The following is a 24,249-nucleotide window of genomic DNA, read 5'->3' as shown; positions in this document are numbered from 1 at the left end:
GAAGTCGCAGCACACGGGCTTGATCAAGGAAATCCCATGATGTGAATTAAGTCAGCGGGAGAGCGTTCTCCAGCAGGTCGGGCTGACATCGGCATAAGTTTTCGCCGGTGGGGCGCGTGATGAACCTGTTATGTGCGGATGTCTTCAGAAACACGCGGGAAACACTCTATGGTTTCGAGATAACGTTATCTCGACCGGTCCAACCAGCCCGGTGGAGCCTGCCCAGGCAGGGGTAGAAAGGCACCCCCCATGAGAACTACCCGAGGCATCCTGGCGGCGGCGGTCGCCGCTTCTCTCCTGACGGCCCTTCCCGCGAACGCGGCGGTCCCGGCCGCCGACCAGCAGTGGGCCGAGATCCAGCAGCTCGTCGGCGCGGTCAAGGGCCGCTGGACGAACCAGAACTACTCCGGCGCGGTCAACCGCACCATGCCCGACACGGCCCTCCTCGGCAACGGCGACATCGGCGTGACCTCCGGCGGCAGCCAGGGCGGCAAGACCTTCTACATCTCCAAGGGCGACTTCTGGACGTCCGCCGGCAGCCCCTCCCTGGTGGCTCTCGGCAACGTGACCATCCAGGCCGACACCACGGTCACGGCCACGAACCTGGCCCTGGGGTCGACCGCGACGGCGTCCAGCAGCCACCCGTCCTTCCCGCCGTCGCGCGCGGTCTCGGGCGCCTGGGGCTCCGGTTTCGAGGGCTGGGTCTCCGATGTGGGCAAGCCGCAGTGGCTGCGCCTTGACCTGGGCTCGGCGAAGACCTTCCGCCGCTACATCCTCAAGCACGACCAGGCCGCCCGCCCCGGCGAGGCCGCCAACAACGCCAAGAACTGGACGCTCGAAGCCAGCACCGACGGCCAGAGCTGGAACACGATCGACACCGTCACCGGCAACACGGCCGCCGCGACCGACCGCACGTTCGCCCCGGTGACCGCCCGTTACCTGCGCCTGAACCTGACCGAGCCGACCCAGGGCACCACCGCCGACTCGATCAACAACCCCCGCGCCCGCGTCGGCGCCTTCGAGCTGTACGACGCCGAGGGCCCCACCCAGCCCACCGGGAACTTCCTGGAGGAGCAGAACCTCCTCAAGGGCGACGTCGACACGTCCATGCAGCTCGGCGGCGTCCCCGTGACGATGAAGACCTTCACCGGCGCCGACAGCAACGTGGTCGTCACCTCCATCACCTCGCAGGGCGACAAGCCGGTCCGGCTGCGCGCCTCGACCGTCGTCGGCACCCCCGACGCGCGCGGCGGCATGGTGCAGACCTCCGGCGTCCAGGGCGACACCCTGTGGGCCACCCGACAGACCCCGGCCAGCCCGCGCGGCGTCTCGCGGGCGTCGCTGGCGACAAGGGTGATCGGCGGCGACCCGACCGTCTCGAACGGCCGCGTCGACTTCGAGCTCGCCCCCGGCCAGACCGTCGACGTCGTCACCGCCGTCGCGGGCGGCGGCGTCAACCCGGCCGACCCCGGCCCGGCCGCGATCGCCCTGGCGGGGGCCCAGACCGCCGCGTCGGTCGACGACCTCTACGCCGCCCACCTCGACTGGTGGAAGAACTACTGGCTGCGCTCCTACGTCGACCTCGACGACGACGTGCTGGAGCGCTTCTACTACAGCTCGCTGTACTTCCTCGGCAGCTCGCTGCGCGAGGGCAAGACCGCCTCGGGCCTGTACGGCATCTGGGCCACCACCGACTTCCCGCAGTGGGGCGGCGACTTCCACCTCAACTACAACTGGCAGGCCAACTACTACGGCGTCTACAGCTCCAACCGTCCGGAGCTGGCGCTGCCCTACTTCGACGCGGTCGACGCCTTCGTGCCCGAAGCCCGCCGCCGGGCCGCCGAGGACCTGCGCCGGGTGAAGCCCGACTACGTCGACGCCCGCTTCCCGAGCGGCGGCGTCAAGAGCGGCGTGCTGTTCCCGGTCGGCATCAGCCCGTTCGGCACGACGAGCGACGACAACTACCACAACCAGGTGGCCAACGCCCTGTTCACGGTGACCCAGCACATCGAGTACTGGCAGTACACCCAGGACGAGCAGTGGCTCCGCGAGACCGGCTACCCCTTCATGAAGGAGGTCGCCGCGTTCTTCGAGAACTGGGTGGAGGAAGACCCGGCCACCGGCGCGCTGTCGTTCTGGGGCGGCCCCCACGAGATCACCTGGGCCAAGAACCCCAGCGCCGACCTGGGCATGCTGAAGCTCCTGCTGACCACGCTGGAGGACACCAGCACCAGGCTCGGCCTCGACGCCGACCACCGCTGGGTGTGGGGCAAGATGCTCCGCAACCTGCCCGCCATCCCCACGACGACCTACCAGGGCAAGACGGTGTACGCCCTCGGCGAGCCCGGCACCATCAGCGACGACCGCGCGATCCGCCCCGGCGACAACACGGTCAACCTGGAGTTCGTCCACCCGGGCGGCCAGATCGGCATCGGCTCCCCGGCGGCGGAGCGGCAGACGGCCATCGACACGATCAACGCGATGAACTCGTGGGGCCAGGACAACAGCTTCCCGAAGATCTTCACCCAGGCCGCCCGGGTCGGCTACCCGGGCCAGACGATCATCGACCGCCTGAAGCAGCAGATCAACCAGCACTCGATGGCCAACCTGCGGATCGCCGACGGCAACCACGGCCTGGAGAAGGCCGGCGCGATCGAGGCGCTGAACAACCTGCTGCTGCAGAGCTGGAACGGCCTCGTCCAGGTCTTCCCGGTGTGGCCGGCCGGCAAGAGCGGCGCCTTCCACAACCTCCGCGAGAAGGGCGGCCTGGTCGTGAGCGCGGCCCGGACCGGCGACGCGGTGGAGTACATCACCGTGAAGAGCGAGCAGGGCGGCGTCTTCGAGGTCAAGAACCCCTGGCAGGGCACGAAGGTCAACGTCTCGGCCGACGACGGAACGGCGAGCAACGTGGGCGCCGGGAAGTCGACGCTCCGGATCAACGCCGCTAAGGGCGCGACGTACACGTTCACACCCGCCCAGTAAGACGCGGTTGAGGGAGCCCGGCGCCGACGGCGCCGGGCTTTCCCTTTTCCGCACCGGTCCTTGCGCTGCCGGGATCTACAGTTGTGAGCTGAATCTCTGCACCGGAGGTCTTCCGTGTCCGTGCACGTGGTGGAGTCGCTGATGGCCGACCGAAGCCCCCGCAACATCCGGGCCTGCCTGCCCGGCGACGACCGCACCCGATTCGATACAGACTTCCAGCGGGCGATGGCGCAAGCGAGCGACGAACTCGACCTGACCCCGGTCAACGACGTGCTGGCCCATTGGTGGCACATCGCGCTCATGAAGACCACCGGGGAATACGAGGCCGTCCTGACCCGCGCCGCGGCGATCCAGGAGGCGGCCGACCGGGGCGAGACCGGATCCGGCCGCCCCTGGCGCGAGATTCTGGCCGAACGCGCCGCCGAACTCGGGCAGGAGCCTCCCCGCTAGATGTACGACATCGGCACGGGCAAGGACGTCGAAGAGCAGATCGCGGCACTGCCCGCGTCTCCTTCGTCAAAGAGCGCCCCGACACGCCGGTCCGCACACTCATTTTCGGTGACGGTGGCGCGGGGTTGATCACCTACTTGATCATCGAATATCGGCGTCGCGTGGAGCTCATTTCGATCGTCTGGTACGGCTCCCCCTAGATGAGAGGCCGCTCATCGGCGGCTCATCGGGTACTCACCCCTGTCCCCGAAGCTCTTTCTCAGGCGGGCGGAGCGCCCGTCGCCGATGGGGAGGGGTTGCTGTGAACGCGAAGGTTCTGCTGGGCGGGGTCGTGCTGGGTGCGGTGCTCGGCGGTGTCGGGCTGGTGGCGCCGGCGGTGGCCGAGGAGCGGTCGTGCCGGAAGACCATGCGGGCCGTGACCGTCGACAACCTGCGCGTGCCCTCGGGGGCCACGTGCACGCTGGTCGGCACGCGGGTCAAGGGCACGCTCAAGGTCGAGCGCGGGGCCACGCTGGTCGCCCGGGGCGTCAGGGTCGAGGGCAACGTCCAGGGTGAGAACGCCAAGGCCGTCAGCGTGCTCGCCGGCTCGCACGTCAAGGGCAGTGTGCAGGTCAAGCAGGGCGGGGCGGCCACGGTGACGTCGTCGCGGATCGACTCCGACATCCAGCTCGACGCCAACCGGCGCTACCTGAAGGTCGTCTCGAACCGGGTCGGCGGGTCGATCCAGGTCGTGGGCAACAAGGGCGGCGCGCAGATCAAGAACAACAAGCTCAAGGGCAACCTCCAGTGCAAGGAGAACTCGCCCCGGCCGACCGGCGGCGGCAACAAGGCCGGGGGCGACAAGGAAGACCAGTGCCGCCGGTTCTAACCGGGGTAGTCCTTGAGCCGGAACGAAGTGTGCAACCGCAGGCCCACGCTCGACGCCGTCACGAGCCGGACCGCCGGAGCGGGGAGGCGGTTGAGCAGGCGCGTTCCGTACAGGAGATTGCGCAGGGCCCGTTCGCTCCCGGGCACCAGCCGCTTGGCCGCGCCGATCGCGAAGGCCCTGCTCTTCTGTACGTAGCCCGCGAGCTCCCGCTCGTAGGAGGCGAAGGCGTGGGTGTGGTCGGGGAAGCGCGACAGTTCGCCGGCCAGGACGTAGGCCCCGACCATGGCCAGGCTGGTGCTGCCGCCCACGGCCGGGCCGGGGCAGTAGCCGGCGTCGCCGACCAGGGTGACCCGGCCCTTCGACCAGGTGTCCATGCGTAATTGGGTCACCGAGTCGAAGTAGAAGGCGGGGGTGGCGTCGAGGCGGTCGAGCAGCCAGGCCGCCTCGCCGCCGAGGTCGCCGAAGTGCTCCTTGACCAGGGTCTTCTGCTTCGGCACGTCGCGGTGGTGGTAGTCGAGCCGGGCCGGGGGGCGGAACATGAAGAAGCCGCGCGCGTTCGCGTGGTCGTGGTAGATCATCGCCATCCGGTTCACCGCGACGATCCCGTCGACCCGGCCGGGCGGGCCGGGGTGGTCGGTCAGGGTCAGCACGGCGAGGTAGGCGCCGATCCAGGTCGCGTAGTCGGACTCGGGGCCGAAGGTCAGGCGGCGGACGTTGGAGTGCAGCCCGTCGGCGCCGATCACCAGGTCGAACTCCCGGGGAGGGCCGTTCTCGAAGCTCACCACGCGGTCGTCGACGGCCGCGATCGAGTCGCCGAAGACGTAGTCGACGTGGTCGCGGCTCGCTTCGTAGAGGATCTCGCTGAGGTCGTCGCGCATGATCTCGACGTGGTCGCCCGCCGATCGCGCCATCAGCGCGCCGATGCGGATCTCGGCCGGGCGGGTGTCGGCGGGGCGGCGGAACGACAGGAGTTCGACGCGGGTGCGGCGGGCCCTGATCTGGTCGTACACGCCCATGCGGCGGGCGATCTCCAGTGCGGGACGGAACAGGTCGACCGCGTGTCCCCCGGCTTTGCGCAGTTGGGGGGCCTTTTCGACGACGGTGACGGCGTGGCCGTACCGGGCGAGCCAGTAGGCGGCGAGCGGGCCCGCGACGCTCGCGCCGGAGATCAGAATCCGCATCCGAGAAGCTCCTTACTTAACAGTCGGTAAGTTGCTTACTTAACGGATGGTAAGCCAGGGTGAGTTCCATGGCGAGGCCGACCGACACCCGCGACCGCATCCTGGCCACCGCCCGGGAGCTCTTCCTGGAGAAGGGGGTGCGCGACACCAGCCTCCAGCACATCGCCGACCGGCTCGGGATCACCAAACCGGCGCTCTACTACCACTTCTCCTCGCGCGACGACCTGCTGCGCACGATCGTCATGCCGCTGATCGAGGAGCTGGAGGCCTTCCTCGCCACACAGTCGGAGTCCGCGCAGGAGGAACTGCTGGGGGCCTACTTCGACCTGGCCTGGCAGCGGCGCGACGTGCTGGTGATGATCATCTCCGACCTGGCCGTGCTGCACGAACTCGACCTCATCCCCCGCATGCTGGCCTTTCGCGAAGAGCTCACCTCGCTCCTGACGGGAGGCGAACCCTCGCTCGGCGCGCGGGTGCGGGCCACGGTCGCCGTCGGCGGGCTGTCCGACACGGTGGTGCAGTTCGCGCGGGAGCCATACGAGCAGGTCAGGCAGGCCGCCGTCGCGGCGGCGGTGATGGCGCTGCGCGGGTGAACATCTCCGACTTATAGTTCGTTCCGGAAGATCCAGCGCCGGGAGTCGCCGTGACACTACGCATCAGGGCCCTCGGGCCGCTGGACGTGCCCGGCGCCGAGGCGCTGACCCGGTCGGGCAACCCCAGGCGGCTGCTGGCCGCGCTGCTGGTCCGCTCCCCCGGCGTGGTCGCCGCCGACACCCTCGCCGACATCGTCTGGCAGGGCTCCCCGCCGTCGCGGGCCGACGCGGCGCTCCAGACGGTCGTCTCGCGGCTGCGCACCCAGCTGCGCGCCGCCGGTCTGGACGACGTGCTGCACACCCGCCACCCCGGCTACGCCCTCGCCTTCGACCCCGCCTGGTTCGACGTCACCGCCTTCGAAGACCTGGCCGAACGCGGGCGCGGGCTCCTCACGACCCGGCCGCGCGAGGCGCTCGCGCTGCTCGACGAGGGGCTGGCGCTGTGGCGCGGCGGCGCGTACGCCGAGTACGCCCACGAGGAGTTCGCGATGGCCGAGGTCGCCCGGCTGACCGAGCTGCGGCTGTCGGCCTGGGAAGATCGCGCCGAGGCCGCGCTGCGGCTGAACCGGCCCGAAGATGCGCTCGCCACGCTCGACAGAGTGATCGCCGAGTCGCCGATGCGGGAACGGTCCCGGGGCCAGCTCATGCTCGCCCTCTACCGGCTCGGACGGCAGGTCGAAGCGCTGGGCGCATACCGGGCCTACCGGACGATGCTCGACGAGGAGCTCGGCCTGGAACCGCAGCAGGCGCTGCGCGACCTGGAGACCCGCATCCTTCGGCACGACCCCGCGCTGCACCCGCGTGAACCCGCCGAACCCGCCCCCACCTCCCTGGTCGGACGCGACCATCTGCTCGCCGACCTGCGGACTCGGCTGGGCCGGGCGCGGGTCGTGACGCTGACCGGGCCCGGCGGCGTCGGCAAGACCCGGCTCGCGACGGAGGTCTCCGAGGGCGGCCCGCTGGTCGACCTGTCGTCGCTGCCCGCCGGGGCCGAGGTCGCCGGGGCGATGCTGACCGCGCTCGGCGTCCATCTGGTCGACGGGTCGGCGCCGCTCGACCGGCTGGTCGACTACCTGCGCTCGCGCGAGACCCTGCTCGTGCTGGACAACTGCGAGCACGTCGTCGAGTCGGCCGCCACGGCCGCCCAGGCGATCACGGCGTCGTGCCCGGCCGTACGGATCCTCGCCACCTCGCGTCTTCCGCTCGGCCTGCCGGTCGAGCAGATCGTGCCCGTCCCGCCGCTCGGCGCGGAGGCGGTCGAGCTGTTCCGGCTGCGGGCGGCGGCGCTGGCGCCCGGGGTCGACGTCGCCGGCGACGCGGCCGAGGAGCTCTGCCGCCGGCTCGACGGGATCCCGCTGGCCATCGAGCTGGCGGCCGGGCGGCTGCGGGTGATGAGCCCGGCCGAGATCCTGTCGTCGGGCGGCCTGCTGCGCAGCTCCTACCGTCAGGCGGCCGACCGGCACCGGACGCTCGACGCGGTCATCGACTGGTCCTACCGCCTCCTCGACGACGACGACCGGCGGCTGTTCGCCCGGCTGTCGGTCTTCCCCGGCGTGTTCACCGCCCACGACGCGGCCCGGGTCTGCGGGCTCGACCCGGTGGCCGCGCTCGACCGGATCGGCGACCTGGTCGACCGGTCGATGGTCGTGGCGGTCGCGGGGGGCGACGTGACGGCGTACACGATGCTGGAGACTTTGCGCGCGTTCGCGCGCGACCGGCTCGCCGAGAGCGGCGAGGAGGCGGACGTCAGGCAGGCGCACGCGCGGGACCTATTGGAACTGGTGCAGCGCGGCGCCGAGCGGATCGACGGCGCGTGGGTGGCCGAGGTCGACCGGCGGTTCGGTGACATCCGCGCGGCCCACCTGTGGGCGCTCGACCACGACCTGACGCTCGACCTGTGGCTGATCGGCGAACTGGCCGACTGGGCCGAGATGCGCATGCCGGCCGAGCTCGAAGACTGGGCCAAGGCGGCGGCCCGCCGCTGGTCGGAGACCGGCCACCCCGACGACGAACCCCTCGCCGCCCTCGCCCTGGGCGTGGCCGCGGGCTGCGCCCGGTTCCGCAGCGACTACGAGGAGGCCCGGCGGCTGGCCGGCCTGTCGCTGCGCCTGCTCGGCCCCGACGACCCGTTCCGCCGGTTCGCCGTCTTCGTGCAGGCCGAACTGGCCCTGCTGAGCGGCGACCTCGACGAGGCACGGCGGCTCGGCACCGACGTGCTGCGCTGGGCCGAGGCGGCCGACGACGACCTGCGGGCCGGCTACGTCCGCGCCACGCTGGTGCTGGTCTCCGCCTACGGCGGCCGGCCCGAGAAGGCGGTCGCCGACGCCACCGCGATGCTCGACCTGTCCCGGTCTCCGGTGGTCAGGGGCTGGGCCCTGTACGTCCTGGGCGAGTCCCTCCTCGACACCGACCCCGGCCGGGCCGGGCACCTGCTCGCCGAGGCCAGGTCACAGGCCGTCGCCACGGGCGACCGCTACTGCGAGGGCGTCGCGCTGACCTCCCTGGCGTCGGTGACCGCCCGCCACGGCGACCCGGCCGAGGCCGCCGACCTCTACGTCGAGGTCATCACCCACTGGGAACGCCACGGCAACCGCCTCCAGCAGTGGGCCACGATCCGGGGCGCGGCGTTCCTCCTCGCCCAGTGCGGCGACCTCACGTCGGCGCTGGCCGTCCTCGACGCCGTCGCCGCCCAGAAGGGCGCCACCCCCCTGTACGGCGCCGACGCCGACCGCCTCCGCGAACTCCGGGCCCGCACGACGGGCGCGCCGCCCGGTGAGCCGATCGAGGACATCCACCGCTTCACCGTCGACCGGCTTCACAGCAGTGTGACCACGACGGCGTCGCCGTTCTTGGCGCAGGCGGACAGGAAGTCCCAGAGCCCGGCGTAGTGGCGGCGATAGTACTCCTCGTCGTCGACGCCCGGGTAGACGCCGGTCATCGCCGGGCCGTCGTAGCGCAGCACGCCGGGGAGCGACTCGGCCGCGATCATGACCTGCTCGGGAGACAGGTAGCGCGGCTGCCCGTAGGCGAACTCGTGGCCGGTCTCCAGCGGCGTGCCGCCGAAGACCACGTCGATCGGCAGGTCCTTGAGGAGGGCGGCCAGCCCGTCCCACGCCTTGTCGATGTTCAGGCCGCGCTCGACGTCCTCCATGAGCTCGTCGATCCGCTGGGGGTGCTTGAGGAGGGGTTCGATCTCCTCGGGCCGCACGTTGAGGTAGAGGCACGTGATTCCCATGCGGTTCATGCTCCCGGGCGTAGGGTCGGCGAATGGGACGTATCGAGAACGCCAAGACACTGTACGAGCAGGCCGTCTTCATCGGGACCGAAGGCGCCCTCGACATGGCCGACCTGGCCCTCGACAGCCTGGAGGCCGACCTCATGCTCGCCCGGGGCCGGGTCACCCACGCCCGCTACCTCTCCGGCGAGGGCGACGGCGACGTCACCGCGTTCGAGCGGGCCGTCGACCTCTACAACTCCCTGGGCGACACGCGGGGCGAGGCCGAGGCGCTGTTCTGGGTCGGCATCTACCACCAGGTCGTGGCGGGCGAGGACGACGTGGCCCGGCCCTTCTTCGAGCGCGCCCGCGACCTGGCGACCGACGCGGGCGACCGCGAGACGCTGGCGTACACGCTGCGGCACCTGGCCTTCGCCTCCAAGGGCACCCCGGAGGCCCGGGAGCTGCTGGAGGAGTCGACCCGGCTGCGGCGCGAACTCGGTTTCCTCCCCGGGGTGGCGGCGAACCTGGTCGGACTGGCCTACCTGGCCCGCGACGAAGGACGGACCGACGACGCGGCCGACCTGATCGCCGAGGCCAGAGAGACGGCGGAGCGGGCCGGCGCCCGCCGCGTGCTCCAGTGGGCCGACGAGTTCACCACTCCGCCGGAGTCGTGACCGCGCGCCCATCTAGCGCTCCGGCCACAATGCGTCTTTTTCCATGGAACGACACGCCGGAGAGGACCGATCATCTGGTGTGCTCCTCAGCAATCGTGCCGTCTTCGCCAGCTCCGACCTCGACGAAGTCCGCGGCGAGGTCGCCAAGGTGTTCTGCCCCCACCGGCTGGACCTTGCCGGGCATGCGAACCTGCTGTCGGCCCGGTTCAACTCCGTCCAGCTGGGGTCGGTCCGCGTCAGCTACCTCGACTACGGGGGCGACGTCCACATCGAGCCGGGCGAGCTCGGCACCTTCTTCCTCGTCATGATCCCGCTCGACGGGCAGAGCCTGATCCGGGCCGGGAGCGAGGAGATCGTCTCGACCACGTCGCTGGCCGCGCTGCCCTCGCCGACCCGCCACCTCGACATGCGCTGGGCCGCCGGCTGCCCCCAGCTGGTGATCAAGTTCGAGCGGGCCTCCGTCGAGCGGTCGCTGGAGCAGATGCTCGGCGAGCCGGTCGGCGAGCCCCTCGTCTTCGACCTCGGCATGGACCTGACGACCGGCTGGACCCGGTCGTGGCGGGACATGGCCGACCTGCTCGTCCGGGAGGGCGAGCGCGACGACGGCCTGGGCGGCCATCCGCTGGCCATCGCCCATCTGGAGAACGCCCTGGTCAGCCTGTTGCTGACCATGCAGCCGTCCAACTACCAGGAGCGGCTGACGGCGCCCAGGCAGGCCGCACTGCCGAAGGTGGTGCGCCGGGCGATGGAGTTCGTCGAAGGGCACGCGCACCTCCCGCTGACCACCGCCGACATCGCCGGGGCCGTCGCGGTCAGCGGACGCTCCCTCCAGGAGGGGTTCCGCGCGCACCTCGGGCTGACCCCGATGGCCTACCTCCGGCGGGTGCGGATGACGCGCGTGCACGAGGAGCTCAAGGCCGCCGATCCCGCGCGGGCGACGGTGACCACGGTGGCCGCCCGATGGGGCTTCCTGCACCAGGGACGGTTCGCCGCCCAGTACCGCGAACGGTACGGGCTGCCGCCGTCGGAGACGCTGCGGAGAGGGCCCGCGTCAGGTGGATGAGATCCGCGCTCAGCGGATGGCCCGAGTGGTTGGGCCGAACGTACCGTTCTTGTCAGGCGCCGATCGAAACTCCACTCCTGACACCGAAGGGACACACCACCATGCGGGACATCCTCATCGTCGGCGCCGGTCAGGCCGGCCTCCACCTGGCCGTCGGCCTGCTCCAGCAGGGCTACGACGTCACCGTGATCTCCAACCGCACCCCCGAGGACATCCGCGACGGCCGGGTCATGTCCGGCCAGTGCATGTTCGGCACCGCGCTGTCCCATGAGCGCGAACTCGGCCTCGACTGGTGGGCCGACGTGTGCCCGCCCATCGAGGGCATCGCGCTCACCGTCCCGAGCCCGGAGGGCGGCAAGTTACTCGACTGGGCCGGACGGCTCGACGTCCCGGCCCGCTCGGTCGACCAGCGGCTGAAGATGCCCGCCTGGCTGGGCGAGTTCGAGCGGCTCGGCGGGAAGCTCGTCCTGCACGACGCCTCCCCCGAAGACCTGGAGACCTACGCCGCCCGCTACGACCTGGTCCTCGTCGCCGCCGGGAAGGGACAGATCGCCTCGCTCTTCGAGCGCGACCCCGCCCGCTCGCCGTACACCACGCCGCAGCGCGCCCTCGCGGTCACCTACGTCAACGGCCTGACCCCCCGCCCCGACCACTCGGCGGTCTGCTTCAACCTGCTCCCGGGCGTCGGCGAGTACTTCGTCTTCCCCGCCCTCACGCACACCGGCCCCTGCGAGATCATGGTCTTCGAGGGCGTGCCCGGCGGTCCCATGGACTGCTGGGGCGACGTGCGCGGCCCCGCCGAGCACCTGGCGCGCGGCCGCCAGATCCTGGAGACCTTCTTCCCGTGGGAGGCCGAGCGCTGCGCCGCGATCGAGCTCACCGACGACAACGCGACCCTGACCGGCCGCTTCGCCCCCACGGTCCGCCGGCCCGTCGCCGTGCTGCCCTCCGGAGCGCCGATCCTCGGCGTCGCCGACGTCGTGGTGCTCAACGACCCGATCACCGGACAGGGCAGCAACAACGCCGCCAAGTGCGCCGCCGTCTACCTGCGGGCCATCGTGGAACGGGGGTCGCAGCCGTTCGACGCCGAGTGGATGCAGGAGACCTTCGACCGCTTCTGGACCCAGGCGCAGCACGTCACCGGCTGGACCAACGCCCTGCTTGCGCCGGCCGAACCCCACCACCTGGCGCTGCTGGGCGCGGCCGGGCAGCACCCCGAGGTCGCCCACCGGTTCGTCAACGGCTTCGACGACCCCTCCGACTACGCCGAGTGGTTCATGGACGCCGACCGGGCCGAGGCCTACCTGAGGAGGGTCGCCGCATGAGATCGCTCCGTGAGGCCCTGGGCCAGTTCGCGACCGGGGTGGCGGTGATCACGACGGCGACCGACGAGGGCGAGCGGGCCGGGGTGACCGTCAACTCCTTCACCTCGGTCTCGCTCGATCCGCCGCTGGTGCTCTGGTGCCTGTCGAACCGGGCCCCCAGCGCGCCGGTCTTCCTGCGGGCCGGGCGGTTCGCCGTCAACGTCCTGGCCGCCGGCCAGGACCACCTGTCGAGGCGGTTCGCCACCCCCTCGGCCGACAAGTTCGCCGGGGTGGACCTGCTCGGCGCTCCCCTGCCGATCCTCGCCGGGACGCTGGCCACCTTCGTCTGCCGGACCGAACACGTCCACGACGGCGGCGACCACCACATCTTCGTCGGGGCGGTGGAGGACTACCGGCGGACCGAAGGGGAGCCGCTCGTCTTCCACTCCGGCCGCTACCGGGAGTTCGGGCGGCCCGACGCCGGGATGGCGGCGACCAGGCCGCCGTCGATGATCAGGTCCTGCCCGGTGACGTACGACGCGGCGTCGGAGGCCAGGAAGGCGACCGCGTAGGCGACGTCGGCCGCGGTGCCGAGCCGGCCGGTGGCCACCGAGGCCAAGGCCACGGCCGCGGCTTCGGCGGAGATGTGCTCGTGGAACATCGGGGTCTCGATGTAGCCGGGGCTCACCGAGTTGACCCGGATGCCCCTCGGGCCCAGCTCGGCCGCGAGGGTGTGGGTCAGGTTGTGGACGGCGGCCTTCGAGGCGGCGTACAGGGCGGCGCCCGACAGGCCCCGGTGCAGCGCCCAGGAGGCGTTCACCACGATCGACCCGCCGTCGGCCAGCAGGGGGAGGGTCTTCTGGATCGTGAAGAAGACGCCTTTGACGTTGGTCGCCATGACGTGGTCGAAGCCGGCCTCGGTGACCTCGCCGAGCGGCTGGAACACGGCGGTGCCCGCGTTGGCGAAGACGACGTCGAGGCGGCCGAACCGGCTCGCGATCGCGGTCGTCAGCCGGTCGAGGTCGGGCAGGCTCGCGGCGTCGCCGGGCACGGGCAGGACGCGGTCGCCGCCGTCGAGGTGCTCGACCGCGGCGCCCAGCCGGGTCTTGTCGCGGCCGGTGACGACCACGTGGGCGCCGCCGGCCAGCAGCCTCTCGGCCGTCGCCAGGCCGATGCCGCTGGTGCCGCCGGTGATGAGCGCGATCTTGCCGTGGAACGTGTGGGTCATGAGATCCAGCGTGCCGACGGGCGCGGAAGATCAACAGTGCGTGGTGATCCGGGGTCTGGCACCACCACCCTCACCGGGGGTTGTAGAGCTCCAGGTACCAGGACGGGTGGTCGGCCACCACCAGGGTCGTCATGTCGAAGAACAGGTCGCCGGCCTCGGGATGCCGGATCGCCTTGATCGCCTGGACCGGCGGCCCCACGTCGTGGCGGCCCCAGAGCTCGGCGAACTCCCGGCTCACCGCGCTCAGGTCGGCGACCACGCGGGCGAACTCCGGGTCGCCGGGGAAGTGCCCGGCGTCGGCGCGGTAGGCGGCCACGACGGCCGGCGCGACCGACTCCCACTCCACGTGCATGGCCCGGTATCGGGCGTTGGTGAAGAACGCGATCAGGCAGTTGTGGTCGGTGTCGCCGTAGCGGAACATCCGCTGCGCGGCGTCGTTGGTGGCGACCAGGTTCCAGTAGCGGTCGCGCAGCATCGCGGGCGGCGTCCAGGTGTCGAGCAGGCGGCGCAGTTCGGGGGTGACCTCGGCGTCGCGGGCCGCCCCGGCCCGGGGCGGGTTGAGGCCGGCCAGCAGGTAGACGTGCGCGCGCTCGGGCTCGGTCAGGCGCAGCGCGCAGCCGATGGCGTCGAGCACCTCGGCCGAGACGTTGATGTCGCGGCCCTGCTCCAGCCAGGTGTACCAGGACACCCCGACCCCGGCCAGCACGGCGACCTCCTCGCGCCGCAGGCCCGGCGTCCGGCGCCGGCCCGCCACCGCCATGCCCACGTCACCGGGGGTGAGCCGGGCCCGGCGGGTGCGCAGGAAATCGCTGAGCTGCTCGCGGCGACGCCGCGTCGCAGCGGCGGGTTCGCTGGCCATACGCCATGGTAACGACCCAGATCAGGTGGCGATCCGGACGCTCCGGCTCCCGCCGTCGGAGAGGAAGGAGGCGAGCTCCTCCCCCTGTTCGGCCACCGCGTCCCGCTCGGCCCGGGAGAGGTCGCGCAGCGGGGCGACGGCCACGGCGTCGTCCTTGACCGTCCAGGTGGCGGAGACCCGGCCGTCGACCAAAACGACCCGGACGCCGGCGATCGACACGCCGCGATGGGCGTCGTCGACGATCCGGGTGCGGTCGTCGTAGCCGAGGAGCGCGTTGTCGAAGGCGGGCAGGAACCGTACCGGCGCGGGGGTGCCGGGGTCGGGGCGCGGCGCGTCGGGGAGGTCGAGCAGTTCCCGGCCCCGCTCGTCGCGGAAGGAGACCAGTTCCCCGCGCACGGCGGCGACGGCGGCCGGCAGACCGGCCAGCCCGCACCAGGCGCGCAGGTCGGCGGTGGCGGCGGGACCGTACGCGGCCAGGTAGCGCCGCACCAGCGTCTCGCCGACCGGGTCGGACCCGTTGGGCGCGGGCGGGTCGAGTTCGCGGCCCAGCCAGAGGGAGATCGGGACGTTGCGCACCCCCGCCTTGGCCCGCCACACCCCGCGCGGCGGCAGCTGCGCCATCGGGACGAGGGCGGAGACCAGCATCTCGCCCAGCGGCCGGGTTTCGCGCATCGGCCACCGCTCGGCCATCGTCCGCGCCAGCTCTGCCATCGACCTCGGCTCGCCGTCGGCCATCAGTGCCCGCCCGGCCGCCGCGAGCTCTTCGAGGTCGACGTCGGCGAGGTCGCGCCGGTAGACCCCGAGCACCCGCTGGCGCAGCATGGCGTCGTGCCGGGCCCGCCAGGCGACGACGTCGTCGGCCGTGACCAGGTGGACGGTGCGGCGCATGAGATGGGTCCGGACGACCTTCCGGCCCACCAGCAGATCGGAGAGCTCCGCCGGGTCGAAGCCGCGCAGCCGCGACCAGAGTCCGATGAACGGCTCCTGCGGCTCCTGGGCCTGCATCCCGCACAGGTGCGCGACGGCGTCGAGGGCCGGCAGGTCGGCGCGGTCGAGCAGCAGCTGCCGGGCGAGCGTGGCGCGGTTGAGCGCCCGGGTGTCCAGAACGGTCATCGGCATACGACCACGATCTCAGCCATTGCGGCCAGAAAGTGTCCTCTTCTGACCTCTGTTACATTACAGTCGTAATGGAGGTGGGACATGCGAGAACGATGGATTCCGGACGCACGCCGGAACGCGGTCGCCGACGCGGTGGGCCGGCTGCTGATGCGCGGCCACGGCACGTTCCCCGGTATGCGGGAGATCGCCGCCGAGGCCGGGGTGACGACCGGGACGCTGCAGCACCACTTCGGCACCAAAGACGACCTGCTCCTGTTCGCGCTGGAACACCACTGCCGCCGCTGCGCCGACCGCCTCAGGGCCCGGTCGGAAGAGGGCGCGCGGTCCCCGCGTCAGACGCTGTCGGCGATCGTGACGGAGCTGCTGCCGCTCGACGAGGAACGCGCCGCCGAGACCAGCGTGGCCAAGGCCTTCGTGTCGCGCGCCACGACCGATCCGGGCTTCGCCGCCCACTACCGCGCGCAGCGCAAGATCCTGCTCGACCTGCTCGGCGAACAGTTCGAGCGGGCGAACACCCCCGATCCCCTGGCCGCCGCCGCGATCCTGGCGCAGGCCGTCGAGGGGATGCGGACCGACTGCCTGCTCCTCGGCCCGGACGCCGTCGAGGTCGACGCCGTCCTCGACCGGCTGCTCGTCGCATGAAGACCGTCGAGTTCAGCACCACGACCACTCTGCCCGCGACCCCCGAGCGGGTCTTCCACCACCTGGCCGACCCCGCCAACCACGTCGGTCTGTCGCCTCTGGTCGTCGAGGTCCGCGACATCCGCCGCGAGCCCGGATCGGTGCGCTTCACGGCCGTCGAGCGATTCGCCTTCGGGCCGCTGCGCCACGACAACGTCATCGAGGTCACCCTGCGCCTGGGAGAGGGCACGATCACCGGAGACGTGGTCAGCCCCGGCGGCGTCCGGGTGGACTGGGGCTACCGCATCGACGCCGTGCCCGGCGGCACCCGGGTGGTCGACCACTACCGGCTGTCGGCGCCCTTCGGGCTGCTGCGGTTCTCGGTGGGCCAGGCGAAGAAGGTGCAGGCCGCGAGGGGGCGCGAACTGACGCGCCGATTCGCGGCCTGACACCGGTGATCAAAGAGATTCGTTGCGGGTGAAGCGGAACAGGGCGGTGTGCGACGCCGCCGCGCCCTCACCCGTGTCGACGTGGAGCGTCAGGCACGACGTTGCCCTCGTTGTCCTCGGCCCCGGCGCACGTGGCGGTGTAGACCCCCACCCCGGCCGCCGTTCCGCCGGTGAGCGTCAGCGTGGCCTGGGTGGCCACGCCGGAGCCCCGGTCGACGGTGACGCAGCCGGCCGTGGGCGCGCCGCGCAGCCGGTAGGTCGCGCCGTCGGCCACGCCGGTGACACTGACCTGCGGTCCGGCCGAGTCGGGGCCGGTCCACCGCACCGAGAGGGTCTTCTCGACGCCTTCGGCGACGGCCCGGCCGCCGTGGTCCTGGAGCAGCGGGTCGACCACGACCTTCACCTCGCCGGAGCGCTTCTCTCCGGTGAACCGGAACGCCATGGGGTCGAAGCGGTAGTCGATGTCGGCGTCGGGCTCGGGACGGTGCGGGTCGTGGTAGGAGGTGTCCCGGTCGGACCAGCGGCACTCCTCGTCGCTGTTCATCTCCCGGCGCAGCGCCTCGATGTCGTTGTTGAGCGGGATCTCCGGGGCTTTGCCGATGCCCCAGCTCACCGCCCAGACAGCGACGGCGCCCAGGCCGAAGGTCGACGGGGCCGAATTGGCGTCAGCTCAAAGCCCTTGCGCCGATGACTCGGAGGGTCTCCGCCAGTTCGGTCGGGCCGGTCAGGTGGCGGTCGCCCCTGAGCTGGAGGATGCCGCGCTCCTCGGCGTCGTACAGGCCCACGAGCTCCTCCGCGAGCTGCGGGGGGAGGCCGCCGTCCACCATCGCGGCGGCCCACCCCGGCCTCGGGACGGTGACGACTTGGAGCGGCCGGCCGAGGATTGCCGACAGTTCCTCGGCGACTTGGCGCTCGGTGGAGATCGGGCCGTCCAGGTCGACGACCTCGGAGGCGGAGGCGGGGGTGACGAGGAGGTCGGCGACCACGGCGCCGATGTCGCGGGTGGCGATCATCGGCGTGGGCACGTCGGCCGACTCGGCGAAGACCGGGTAGACGCCCGCGCCGAGCACCGCGCCCAGGATCAGCTCGACCTTCTCCTGGAAGTGACCGGATCGAAGCGCGGTGATCCGGGCGCCCGTCGCGCGCAGCGCGTTCTCCAGGTGGTGCAGCCAGCGGATGGGACCGGTGCCGTCGGCCAGGTCGGCGCCGACCGACGACAGCGCCACCACGTGGGGCACCCCGCTCTCGCGCACCGCGTCGGCGATGGCGTCGGCCGTCGCGCGGTGGGCGGCGTCCGGGTCGGCCGCGGCCAGGTCGGTCGGCAGCAGGACGAACGCCCCCGCGCAGCCGCGCAGCGCCTCCGCCAGCGACTCCCGGTCGCCGAGGTCGGCCACGGCCACCTTCGCCCCCGCCGCCGCCCACTCGGCGCCCTTGGCCGGGTCGCGGACCACCGCCCGCACCTGCTCGCCCCGGCGCAGCAGCTCGCGCGCCGCCGCACCGCCCACGTGGCCGGTCACTCCCAGGATCGCGTACATCGGAACCTCCGTCAGGTCGTCCTTGTGTCGGTACGACCAAGTACACGCGGCTCAGTCGAGACGATCCATGTTCCTCACGCTCGATTTCATGTCTGTACGTCTCAGCGTCAACAGAGGGTTGACGATACTCAGACCGTCAACCTACTGTTGACGGCATGAGCGAATCCTCCTCTCCAGTGGTCCGGCTGGACGATCTCATCGCGGGGATCAAGTCAGCCAACCCCAACGTCCTCGAGCAGCTCTCCGGCGCCGTGCTGATGGCCGAGCACATGGGCGACGTCGCCGACAGCCTCATCGGGCACTTCGTCGACCAGGCCCGCAAGTCGGGGGCGTCCTGGACGGACATCGGCCGCAGCATGGGCGTCACCAAGCAGGCGGCGCAGAAGCGGTTCGTGCCCAAGCCCGACGACCAGCAGTTCTCGCGGTTCACCCCGCGCGCCAAGCAGGCGATCGTCGAGGCGCAGCGGATCGCCAAAGAGTCGGGCCACGTCACGGCCGGTCAAAACCACCTGCTGGCCGCCATGCTCGCCGACTCCGACGGCCTGGCCGTCCGGGCGCTGGCGACGATCGGGGTCGACCTCGACGCGGCCCGCGAGATCGCCCGGAACGCGCTGCCGGAGACGGGCGAGGCGCTGGCCGGCGACAGCGAACTCGGCGAGGACAACAAGCGCCTCCTGGAGCTCACCTTCGCCGAGGCGCTGCGGCTCGGCCACAACTACATCGGCACCGAGCACATGGTGCTCGCCCTGCTGGGCGCGGGGAACCCGGTCCTCGTCAGGCTCGGGGTGACCAAGGAGCGGTTCGAGGAGGCGGTGGTCGGCATCCTGAAGGGCATCGCACCGAAGTAGTCCCCCGGAGAACCCAACTCCGGCGGGGGGTGATGGCGTCCAATGGGATTGTGGACATGGCGTTGCGGGCCGGCGATCCCCGGTCGATCGGGCCCTACACGGTGGTCTCCCGGCTCGGGGAGGGCGGCCAGGGCATCGTCTACCTGGGCGAATGGAACGGGGAACCGGTCGCGGTCAAGGTGCTGCGGCACGGCGCCGACGACGCGGCGATCCGTGAGGTGAACTCCACCCGGCAGGTCGCCGGGTTCTGCACCGCGCGCATCATCGACGTGGCGCTCGACCACGATCCCCCGTACATCGTCAGCGAGTACGTCGCCGGGACCCCGCTCGACCGGGTGCCGCCCCGCAAGGGCGCCGCGCTGCAGCGGATCGCCATCGGGACCGCCACGGCGCTGGTGGCGATCCACCGGGCGGGGGTGGTCCACCGCGACTTCAAGCCGGGGAACGTGCTGCTGGCCCCCGACGGGCCGCGCGTCATCGACTTCGGGATCTCGCGGCTCAGCCACAGCGAGACCACCGGGCGGGCCATCGGCAGCCCGCCCTACATGGCGCCCGAGCAGTACTCCGGCGAGCGGGTCACGGCCGCAGCCGACGTGTTCGCCTGGGGCGCGACCATGGTGTTCGCGGCGACCGGCCGGGTGCCGTTCGACGGCGACAGCATCGCCGCCGTCGCCTACCGGGTGCTGCACGCCGAGCCCGACCTGACCGGGGTGCCGCGCGCGCTGCTTCCACTCGTACGCCGATGCCTCGCCAAGTCGCCCACCGAGCGCCCCACCTCGAAGGAGGTGCTGCTCAGCCTGCTCGGGCACGACGATGAGGACGACCTCGACGCGCTGGAGTCGGGCCGGTTCGAGGCGACCCGGCCGGTCGCGGGCCGGGCGGTCCCGTGGCGGGCCGGGCTGGCGGCGCTGGCCGGGGTCGCGGTGATCGTGGCGGCCGTCGCGCTCTGGCCGCACGGCGACCGGCCGCCAGAGACGCAGGCCGAGCTCGCGGCGGCCCTGTCGGAGGTCTACCGCAAGACGCCGACCGCCACCTTCACGAGCGAGGGCGGCATGGGGCAGGGCGACAACCTCGCCAGATCGCGAGGCACCGTCACCATCGCCGGAGACCCGGGCCTGCCCCACGACGACTTCGTCGCCGACATCACGTACGGGAGCGAGGAGACCCGGCGCTACACGATCAGGGACCGGCGGGTGGTGGAGACCGGGGCGTCGCTCGGTGAGTTCGGCGACGGGAGCAACGAGCCGCCGATCCTGGTGACGGCGACGGCGGGGCTGACCGTGATCCGGTCGCTCGTCGTCCAGGGCAACGTGGCCTTCGAGCGCGACGGCCGGGTCTACCGGGGGATCGTCCCGGCCAACCTGACCGGCGACGCGCTGAAGCTGCTGCTCGTCGAGTACGCCGGGGAGGCCCTCGACCGGTCGCTGGTCACCTACACGCTGACGATCGACGAGGACGACCGGCCGGTCTCGTTCGTGCTCGACGTGGGCCGGCCGCTCGGTGACGCGGGGCTGTTCACGTCGACCTTCCGGTCGACGTACACCGACTTCAGGAGTCGGTGAGCGCGGCCGAGGTCGCCACGACCGCCTGGAGGTGGCGGCGCATCGCCAGGGCGGCCATCTCGGCGTCGCCGTCCTTGATGGCCTCGTAGATGGCCCGGTGCTCGGCGCGGGCCTGGGCGGCCCGGCCCGGCGAGGCCGACACGGCGAGCGCCTGGTCCTGCAGGACCGCGCGCAGGTCTTCGACCAGGCGGGAGAACAGCGGGTTGCCGGTGGCCTGGGCGATGGCGATGTGGAACCGGGCGTCGATCTTGTTGCGCTCGGCCGGGTCGTCGTTGTCGTCGAAGGCGGCGACCAGTTCGGCCAGGCCGTCGAGGTCCTCCTGGGTCCGCCGTTCGGCCGCCAGCCGGGCCGCCGGGACCTCCAGGTAGCGGCGCACCTCGTTGAGCTGCGACGGCAGGTACTGCCCGCTGAGCAGGTGCGACTGCACGCGGGTCGCGGCGACGAAGGTGCCCTTGCCGGCGTAGGACTTCGTCAGGCCCAGGGCGTTCAGGCTGTGCAGGGCCTCCCTGATGACCGAGCGGCTGACCCCGAACGACGCCGCGAGCTCGGCCTCGGAGGGCAGGCGGTCGTCGACCGCGAAGTGACGCGACTCGATCAGTTCGATGAGCTGCGTGCGCACGTGCTCCGCCGCGCTCTTCTGCTCGACAGGGACGACCTTCATTCCGGGTAGGTCCTTCTTCATCTCGGGGCCAGGGTTCTCGTCTCCCACCGTGCCACGCAGGGTCGCCCCGCGGCGAGATGCATCGTACGGCCGGACACGTCCATGATCACACCGGCGATCGTCGCGGTGCGCTCACGTTCGTGCACATTCTCGTTGGGGTGCTGGCAGACGCTCGACGGGCTGTCGTGATGGTCGGCGAGCACCTTCTTGAGGTCGTCGACCGACAGGCTGGGCCGCTCGCCCAGGCTCTCGGTGACGTTGCGCAGCCGCATGTACGTGTGGGGCTTGCGGCGCGCGTACAGATCCTCGCCTGTCAGGTCGGGAGATCGGAAGTGGTTGGCGTGCGTGATCTGGCCGTCTTCGGGGGTGAGAATCCGCACACCGCCGGAGCGGGGGGTCGTCTCGAGGTCGGCGGCGAAGCCGGTGTCGTCGGCGAGCAGGTAGTTGGCCGACAGGGCGCGTTCGGCGCCGGCGATCGTCCGGACCGCCTCCTCGCCTGACCCGCTGTCGAGGGCCGCGCGCAGCAGGACGTGGTAGGGCACCCCGATCCGGCCCTCGTCGCCGTCGCTGATCAGGGTGTTGGTGCAGAGCCCGACGCCCGCGTCGTTCATGCCGACCTTGGCGAGCAGACCGGCCTCGACCAGGGTGACGAACGAGGGGCCGTCGTCGCGGGTGACCTCCAGGAGCATCGCGGTGTCCATGGAATGGAGCAGCCAGTCCCAGTTCTGCGCGATGAGCGTGGTGCCGGTGGCCGAGCGGTCGGGCAGCAGCGTCAGCGAGGTGCACTCGTGGGGCATCTCCCGGTTGCCGGCGTGGAACATGATCTCGCTGCGGGTGTTGAGCGCGAGGATCTCCTCCACGTCGAGGCCGGCGCCCTCGGCGATGCCCCGCATCTCGGTCAGGGACGCCGGCGCGAAGTCGCCGATGACGTCGCGGTATTGGGCGGCGTGCGCGCGCACGGTGGCCCAGTCCCATCCGGCGTAGTGCTCGAAGACCCGCTGGTAGGCGGATATCGAACGGTGGATCCGGGTGCGGGCCAGCGCGCCGTACCGCCTGCCGCGCTCGGCGGGCGGTCCGGCCACGCGGACCACGGGGAACTCCCCAGGAAAGTGCATGGAACAGGCCGCTCCCTCACGTGAGGCTGGACAACTGTCCAGGGTGCCTGGCTGTCAGACATGTTGATTGTGGGGACCCGGGTCCAAAAGTGTCAACTCGCCGGTTTTTCGGGCATAACGCCTTGCCAGAACTCAAAACACAGGTTCATGATGTCAGGCAGCCCTACAGGTTGGAGTTGTGGTGACATCTGTGCTGATAGCCGGTGGCGCGAGCGGCATCGGGGCCGCCACCGCGGCCCGGCTGCGCGCGGCGGGCGCCGACGTGCACGTGGCCGACATCGACGCGGCCGGTGCCGCCGAGGTCGTCAAGGCCCTCGACGCCCACCCCGGTTCGGGGACGGCGAGCCACGTCGACCTGGCCACCGCCGACGGCCCCGCCCAGGCGGTCGCCGACGCGGTCGGAGCGCACGGCCGCCTGGATGCCATCGTCTTCTGCGCGGGGCTTCTCGTCGAGACCGAATTGACAAATTTCTCCGTGTCCGAATGGGATCGCACGATGGCGCTGAACCTCCGCGCCCCCTTCCTGCTGACCCAGGCCGCGGCCCCCCACCTGGCCGCCTCGCCGCACGGCCGGGTGGTGCTCACCGGCTCGACCGCCGCCTTCCGCGGCGGCGGCGGGAGCTTCGCCTACGCGGCCTCCAAGGGCGGCCTCGTCGCGCTGACCAGGTCACTCGCCGTCGCGATGGGCCCCGACGGGATCTGCGTCACCTGCGTGTGCCCCGGCTGGATCGACACCCCGTTCAACGACCCCTACTGGAAGCGGGTCGGCGGCAAGGACGGCGGGAACGTCGCGGCGCTGGAGTCGCGCATCCCCCTCGGCGGCCAGGGGGTTCCGGACGACGTCGCCGCCGTCGTCGAGTTCCTCGTCTCCCCCGGCTCCCGCTATCTGACCGGTCAGGCCGTCGTCGTCGACGGCGGCCTGCTCGCCTCATGAGGCCCGCAGAGATGACCGCCGCACCCGCCCGCCTTGCCCGCGCGAACACAGCGCGCCGAACCGGCTCGAAGCCCACTCTCCTCGTGAGGCCGATCAGATGATCCGCACCGAATCCGTCGTCACCCTCGAACTGGCCGAACGTCTCATCAGGGCCGCCCAGAGCTGCGCGGGCAAGCCGATGGCCATCGCCGTCACCGACCGGCACGGCGATCTCGTCGCCGCCGCGCGGATGGACGGGGCCTCGCACGTCGCGCTCACCCTCGCGATCGACAAGGCGTTCACCGCCGCCGCGTTCAACGCGCCCACCGACGCGTGGGGCGAGGTCACCAAGCCCGGCGCGGCCGACTGGGGCCTGACCTCGGCACTCGCCGGGCGCATCGTCATCCTGGCCGGCGGTTTCCCGCTGCGGTCGGACGGCGAGCTCATCGGCGCCATCGGGGTGAGCGGCGCCGCTCCCCAGGTCGACAACGCGACGGCGCTGACCGCCCTGCGGGCCTGCGCCGAGGTCGTCGACTCCTTCGCCTCATCCCATCCTGCCGATTAAGGAGTCCGAAGAATGTCGCTGGCCCAGCAGAAGGTCGTGGTCCTCGCGTACTCCGGCTACCAGGAGCTCGACTTCTGGTATCCGGTGCTGCGCGGCCGCGAGGAGGGCGCGACCGTCCACGTCGTGGCCGCCGCCGCGGGGGCGGAGAGCATCCTCGGCTACCCCGTCATCCCCGACACCGACGCCGCCGACCTCGACCCCGCCTCGGTCGACGTGATCATCGCCCCGGGCGTCGCGCCGTGGGACCTGCCCCAGCCGAGCGGCGCGCAGGTCGCCCTGGTCACGGCCGTGCACGCGGCCGGCGGGCGCGTCGCCTCCGTCGGCAACGGCGCGTCGGTGGTCGCCCAGGCCATCGGCGCGCAGGCCGAACGGGTCGTCTCCGCCGACGGCACTAACGACCTCGCCGAGTTCTTCGCCACCCTTCGCAGAGGAGTCTGAATCC

General features: G+C 71.7%; 25 protein-coding genes. 16 read left to right on the top strand and 9 right to left on the bottom strand.

Annotated elements, in window-relative coordinates; translation table 11 throughout:
* Positions 1 to 249: 249 nt before the first annotated feature.
* The 3 genes from FDA94_RS03150 (at position 250) to FDA94_RS03140 (ending at position 4,300) form a co-directional block, all read left to right on the top strand.
* A complete protein-coding gene (locus tag FDA94_RS03150) occupies positions 250 to 2,982 on the top strand; it encodes a glycosyl hydrolase family 95 catalytic domain-containing protein (protein WP_137245520.1) in 2,733 nt (910 codons plus the stop codon).
* Positions 2,983 to 3,096: 114 nt separating this feature from the next.
* Complete coding sequence (locus FDA94_RS38975) at positions 3,097 to 3,432, top strand: DUF6247 family protein (RefSeq protein WP_170990764.1); 336 nt, start codon at positions 3,097 to 3,099, stop codon at positions 3,430 to 3,432.
* Positions 3,433 to 3,733: 301 nt separating this feature from the next.
* Positions 3,734 to 4,300 carry a hypothetical protein gene (locus FDA94_RS03140; RefSeq protein ID WP_212735166.1) on the top strand — a complete coding sequence of 189 codons (567 nt, stop codon included), beginning with the start codon at positions 3,734 to 3,736 and terminating at the stop codon, positions 4,298 to 4,300.
* On the opposite strand, the gene FDA94_RS03135 is transcribed toward FDA94_RS03140, so the two are convergent.
* Complete coding sequence (locus FDA94_RS03135) at positions 4,297 to 5,481, bottom strand: FAD-dependent monooxygenase (RefSeq protein WP_137245518.1); 1,185 nt, start codon at positions 5,479 to 5,481, stop codon at positions 4,297 to 4,299. The two genes, FDA94_RS03140 and FDA94_RS03135, sit on opposite strands and share 4 nt — an antisense overlap.
* A 68-nt stretch (positions 5,482 to 5,549) precedes the next feature.
* Between FDA94_RS03135 and FDA94_RS03130 the strand changes: the two genes are divergently transcribed.
* On the top strand, positions 5,550 to 6,074 hold the full coding sequence (locus tag FDA94_RS03130; protein ID WP_137245517.1) for a TetR/AcrR family transcriptional regulator: 525 nt from the start codon (positions 5,550 to 5,552) through the stop codon (positions 6,072 to 6,074).
* Between the two features lie 50 nt (positions 6,075 to 6,124).
* The gene (locus FDA94_RS03125) at positions 6,125 to 8,962 is read left to right on the top strand and encodes an AfsR/SARP family transcriptional regulator (protein WP_137245516.1); all 2,838 of its coding nucleotides are present in this window, start codon (positions 6,125 to 6,127) and stop codon (positions 8,960 to 8,962) included.
* On the opposite strand, the gene FDA94_RS03120 is transcribed toward FDA94_RS03125, so the two are convergent.
* On the bottom strand, positions 8,890 to 9,309 hold the full coding sequence (locus FDA94_RS03120; protein ID WP_170990763.1) for a DUF1877 family protein: 420 nt from the start codon (positions 9,307 to 9,309) through the stop codon (positions 8,890 to 8,892). The genes FDA94_RS03125 and FDA94_RS03120 overlap by 73 nt on opposite strands.
* Positions 9,310 to 9,341: 32 nt before the next feature.
* Here FDA94_RS03120 and FDA94_RS03115 point away from each other — a divergent pair, with 32 nt between their 5' ends.
* The 4 genes from FDA94_RS03115 (at position 9,342) to FDA94_RS03100 (ending at position 12,904) form a co-directional block, all read left to right on the top strand.
* Entirely contained in the window at positions 9,342 to 9,965 is a 624-nt protein-coding gene (locus tag FDA94_RS03115) for a tetratricopeptide repeat protein (protein ID WP_137245514.1), read from the top strand.
* 79 nt (positions 9,966 to 10,044) lie between these two features.
* Entirely contained in the window at positions 10,045 to 11,028 is a 984-nt protein-coding gene (locus FDA94_RS03110) for an AraC family transcriptional regulator (RefSeq protein ID WP_246059485.1), read from the top strand.
* A 101-nt stretch (positions 11,029 to 11,129) separates the two neighbouring features.
* A complete protein-coding gene (locus tag FDA94_RS03105) occupies positions 11,130 to 12,353 on the top strand; it encodes a styrene monooxygenase/indole monooxygenase family protein (RefSeq protein WP_137245512.1) in 1,224 nt (407 codons plus the stop codon).
* Positions 12,350 to 12,904 carry a flavin reductase family protein gene (locus tag FDA94_RS03100; RefSeq protein ID WP_137245511.1) on the top strand — a complete coding sequence of 185 codons (555 nt, stop codon included), beginning with the start codon at positions 12,350 to 12,352 and terminating at the stop codon, positions 12,902 to 12,904. Before FDA94_RS03105 ends, FDA94_RS03100 begins: the two co-directional genes overlap by 4 nt.
* Here FDA94_RS03100 and FDA94_RS03095 read toward each other — a convergent pair.
* From FDA94_RS03095 to FDA94_RS03085, 3 genes are all read right to left on the bottom strand, one after another.
* Positions 12,787 to 13,560 carry an SDR family NAD(P)-dependent oxidoreductase gene (locus FDA94_RS03095; RefSeq protein WP_137245510.1) on the bottom strand — a complete coding sequence of 258 codons (774 nt, stop codon included), beginning with the start codon at positions 13,558 to 13,560 and terminating at the stop codon, positions 12,787 to 12,789. The two genes, FDA94_RS03100 and FDA94_RS03095, sit on opposite strands and share 118 nt — an antisense overlap.
* A gap of 70 nt (positions 13,561 to 13,630) precedes the next feature.
* On the bottom strand, positions 13,631 to 14,419 hold the full coding sequence (locus FDA94_RS03090; RefSeq protein WP_137245509.1) for a helix-turn-helix transcriptional regulator: 789 nt from the start codon (positions 14,417 to 14,419) through the stop codon (positions 13,631 to 13,633).
* Between the two features lie 21 nt (positions 14,420 to 14,440).
* Positions 14,441 to 15,532, bottom strand: a complete 1,092-nt coding sequence (locus tag FDA94_RS03085) for a winged helix DNA-binding domain-containing protein (RefSeq protein WP_137245508.1) — start codon at positions 15,530 to 15,532, stop codon at positions 14,441 to 14,443.
* Positions 15,533 to 15,619: 87 nt separating this feature from the next.
* Between FDA94_RS03085 and FDA94_RS03080 the strand changes: the two genes are divergently transcribed.
* Positions 15,620 to 16,180, top strand: coding sequence for a TetR/AcrR family transcriptional regulator (locus FDA94_RS03080; RefSeq protein ID WP_137245507.1), 561 nt, complete (start codon positions 15,620 to 15,622; stop codon positions 16,178 to 16,180).
* On the top strand, positions 16,177 to 16,608 hold the full coding sequence (locus FDA94_RS03075) for an SRPBCC family protein (protein WP_137245506.1): 432 nt from the start codon (positions 16,177 to 16,179) through the stop codon (positions 16,606 to 16,608). The genes FDA94_RS03080 and FDA94_RS03075 overlap by 4 nt, the downstream gene beginning before the upstream one ends.
* Before the next feature lie 67 nt (positions 16,609 to 16,675).
* Here FDA94_RS03075 and FDA94_RS03070 read toward each other — a convergent pair whose 3' ends face one another.
* On the bottom strand, positions 16,676 to 17,221 hold the full coding sequence (locus FDA94_RS03070; protein ID WP_137245505.1) for a hypothetical protein: 546 nt from the start codon (positions 17,219 to 17,221) through the stop codon (positions 16,676 to 16,678).
* Between the two features lie 52 nt (positions 17,222 to 17,273).
* Complete coding sequence (locus FDA94_RS03065) at positions 17,274 to 18,143, bottom strand: NmrA family NAD(P)-binding protein (protein ID WP_137245504.1); 870 nt, start codon at positions 18,141 to 18,143, stop codon at positions 17,274 to 17,276.
* Between the two features lie 155 nt (positions 18,144 to 18,298).
* On the opposite strand from FDA94_RS03065, the gene FDA94_RS03060 reads away from it, so the two are divergent.
* Both FDA94_RS03060 and FDA94_RS03055 read left to right on the top strand, forming a co-directional pair.
* Positions 18,299 to 18,991 carry a Clp protease N-terminal domain-containing protein gene (locus FDA94_RS03060; RefSeq protein ID WP_137245503.1) on the top strand — a complete coding sequence of 231 codons (693 nt, stop codon included), beginning with the start codon at positions 18,299 to 18,301 and terminating at the stop codon, positions 18,989 to 18,991.
* A gap of 56 nt (positions 18,992 to 19,047) precedes the next feature.
* A complete protein-coding gene (locus FDA94_RS03055; protein ID WP_170990762.1) occupies positions 19,048 to 20,553 on the top strand; it encodes a serine/threonine-protein kinase in 1,506 nt (501 codons plus the stop codon).
* On the opposite strand, the gene FDA94_RS03050 is transcribed toward FDA94_RS03055, so the two are convergent.
* Both FDA94_RS03050 and FDA94_RS03045 read right to left on the bottom strand, forming a co-directional pair.
* The gene (locus FDA94_RS03050; RefSeq protein ID WP_170990761.1) at positions 20,540 to 21,214 is read right to left on the bottom strand and encodes a FadR/GntR family transcriptional regulator; all 675 of its coding nucleotides are present in this window, start codon (positions 21,212 to 21,214) and stop codon (positions 20,540 to 20,542) included. The genes FDA94_RS03055 and FDA94_RS03050 overlap by 14 nt on opposite strands.
* Before the next feature lie 17 nt (positions 21,215 to 21,231).
* Entirely contained in the window at positions 21,232 to 22,329 is a 1,098-nt protein-coding gene (locus FDA94_RS03045; protein ID WP_137245500.1) for a C45 family autoproteolytic acyltransferase/hydrolase, read from the bottom strand.
* A gap of 181 nt (positions 22,330 to 22,510) precedes the next feature.
* Here FDA94_RS03045 and FDA94_RS03040 point away from each other — a divergent pair, with 181 nt between their 5' ends.
* From FDA94_RS03040 to FDA94_RS03030, 3 genes are all read left to right on the top strand, one after another.
* Complete coding sequence (locus FDA94_RS03040) at positions 22,511 to 23,263, top strand: SDR family NAD(P)-dependent oxidoreductase (protein ID WP_170990760.1); 753 nt, start codon at positions 22,511 to 22,513, stop codon at positions 23,261 to 23,263.
* A 97-nt stretch (positions 23,264 to 23,360) separates the two neighbouring features.
* Entirely contained in the window at positions 23,361 to 23,807 is a 447-nt protein-coding gene (locus FDA94_RS03035; RefSeq protein WP_137245498.1) for a GlcG/HbpS family heme-binding protein, read from the top strand.
* A gap of 12 nt (positions 23,808 to 23,819) precedes the next feature.
* Positions 23,820 to 24,245 (top strand): DJ-1/PfpI family protein, encoded by a 426-nt coding sequence (locus FDA94_RS03030; RefSeq protein ID WP_137245497.1) that lies wholly within the window; start codon positions 23,820 to 23,822, stop codon positions 24,243 to 24,245.
* Positions 24,246 to 24,249: the final 4 nt, after the last annotated feature.

This window comes from Herbidospora galbida (assembly GCF_005233835.1).
Classification (GTDB): Bacteria; Actinomycetota; Actinomycetes; order Streptosporangiales; family Streptosporangiaceae; genus Herbidospora; species Herbidospora galbida.
This window is presented reverse-complemented; position numbering and strand designations above follow the sequence as displayed.

Excerpts from the sequence above, each read along its gene's own strand:
- FDA94_RS03150 (WP_137245520.1), top strand. The coding sequence starts at position 250 with ATGAGAACTACCCGAGGCATCCTGGCGGCGGCGGTCGCCGCTTCTCTC.
- FDA94_RS03135 (WP_137245518.1), bottom strand. The coding sequence starts at position 5,481 with ATGCGGATTCTGATCTCCGGCGCGAGCGTCGCGGGCCCGCTCGCCGCC.
- FDA94_RS03130 (WP_137245517.1), top strand. The coding sequence starts at position 5,550 with ATGGCGAGGCCGACCGACACCCGCGACCGCATCCTGGCCACCGCCCGG.
- FDA94_RS03120 (WP_170990763.1), bottom strand. The coding sequence starts at position 9,309 with ATGGGAATCACGTGCCTCTACCTCAACGTGCGGCCCGAGGAGATCGAA.
- FDA94_RS03115 (WP_137245514.1), top strand. The coding sequence starts at position 9,342 with ATGGGACGTATCGAGAACGCCAAGACACTGTACGAGCAGGCCGTCTTC.
- FDA94_RS03105 (WP_137245512.1), top strand. The coding sequence starts at position 11,130 with ATGCGGGACATCCTCATCGTCGGCGCCGGTCAGGCCGGCCTCCACCTG.
- FDA94_RS03100 (WP_137245511.1), top strand. The coding sequence starts at position 12,350 with ATGAGATCGCTCCGTGAGGCCCTGGGCCAGTTCGCGACCGGGGTGGCG.
- FDA94_RS03095 (WP_137245510.1), bottom strand. The coding sequence starts at position 13,560 with ATGACCCACACGTTCCACGGCAAGATCGCGCTCATCACCGGCGGCACC.
- FDA94_RS03090 (WP_137245509.1), bottom strand. The coding sequence starts at position 14,419 with ATGGCCAGCGAACCCGCCGCTGCGACGCGGCGTCGCCGCGAGCAGCTC.
- FDA94_RS03085 (WP_137245508.1), bottom strand. The coding sequence starts at position 15,532 with ATGACCGTTCTGGACACCCGGGCGCTCAACCGCGCCACGCTCGCCCGG.
- FDA94_RS03080 (WP_137245507.1), top strand. The coding sequence starts at position 15,620 with ATGCGAGAACGATGGATTCCGGACGCACGCCGGAACGCGGTCGCCGAC.
- FDA94_RS03075 (WP_137245506.1), top strand. The coding sequence starts at position 16,177 with ATGAAGACCGTCGAGTTCAGCACCACGACCACTCTGCCCGCGACCCCC.
- FDA94_RS03065 (WP_137245504.1), bottom strand. The coding sequence starts at position 18,143 with ATGTACGCGATCCTGGGAGTGACCGGCCACGTGGGCGGTGCGGCGGCG.
- FDA94_RS03060 (WP_137245503.1), top strand. The coding sequence starts at position 18,299 with ATGAGCGAATCCTCCTCTCCAGTGGTCCGGCTGGACGATCTCATCGCG.
- FDA94_RS03055 (WP_170990762.1), top strand. The coding sequence starts at position 19,048 with ATGGCGTTGCGGGCCGGCGATCCCCGGTCGATCGGGCCCTACACGGTG.
- FDA94_RS03050 (WP_170990761.1), bottom strand. The coding sequence starts at position 21,214 with ATGAAGGTCGTCCCTGTCGAGCAGAAGAGCGCGGCGGAGCACGTGCGC.
- FDA94_RS03045 (WP_137245500.1), bottom strand. The coding sequence starts at position 22,329 with ATGCACTTTCCTGGGGAGTTCCCCGTGGTCCGCGTGGCCGGACCGCCC.
- FDA94_RS03035 (WP_137245498.1), top strand. The coding sequence starts at position 23,361 with ATGATCCGCACCGAATCCGTCGTCACCCTCGAACTGGCCGAACGTCTC.
- FDA94_RS03030 (WP_137245497.1), top strand. The coding sequence starts at position 23,820 with ATGTCGCTGGCCCAGCAGAAGGTCGTGGTCCTCGCGTACTCCGGCTAC.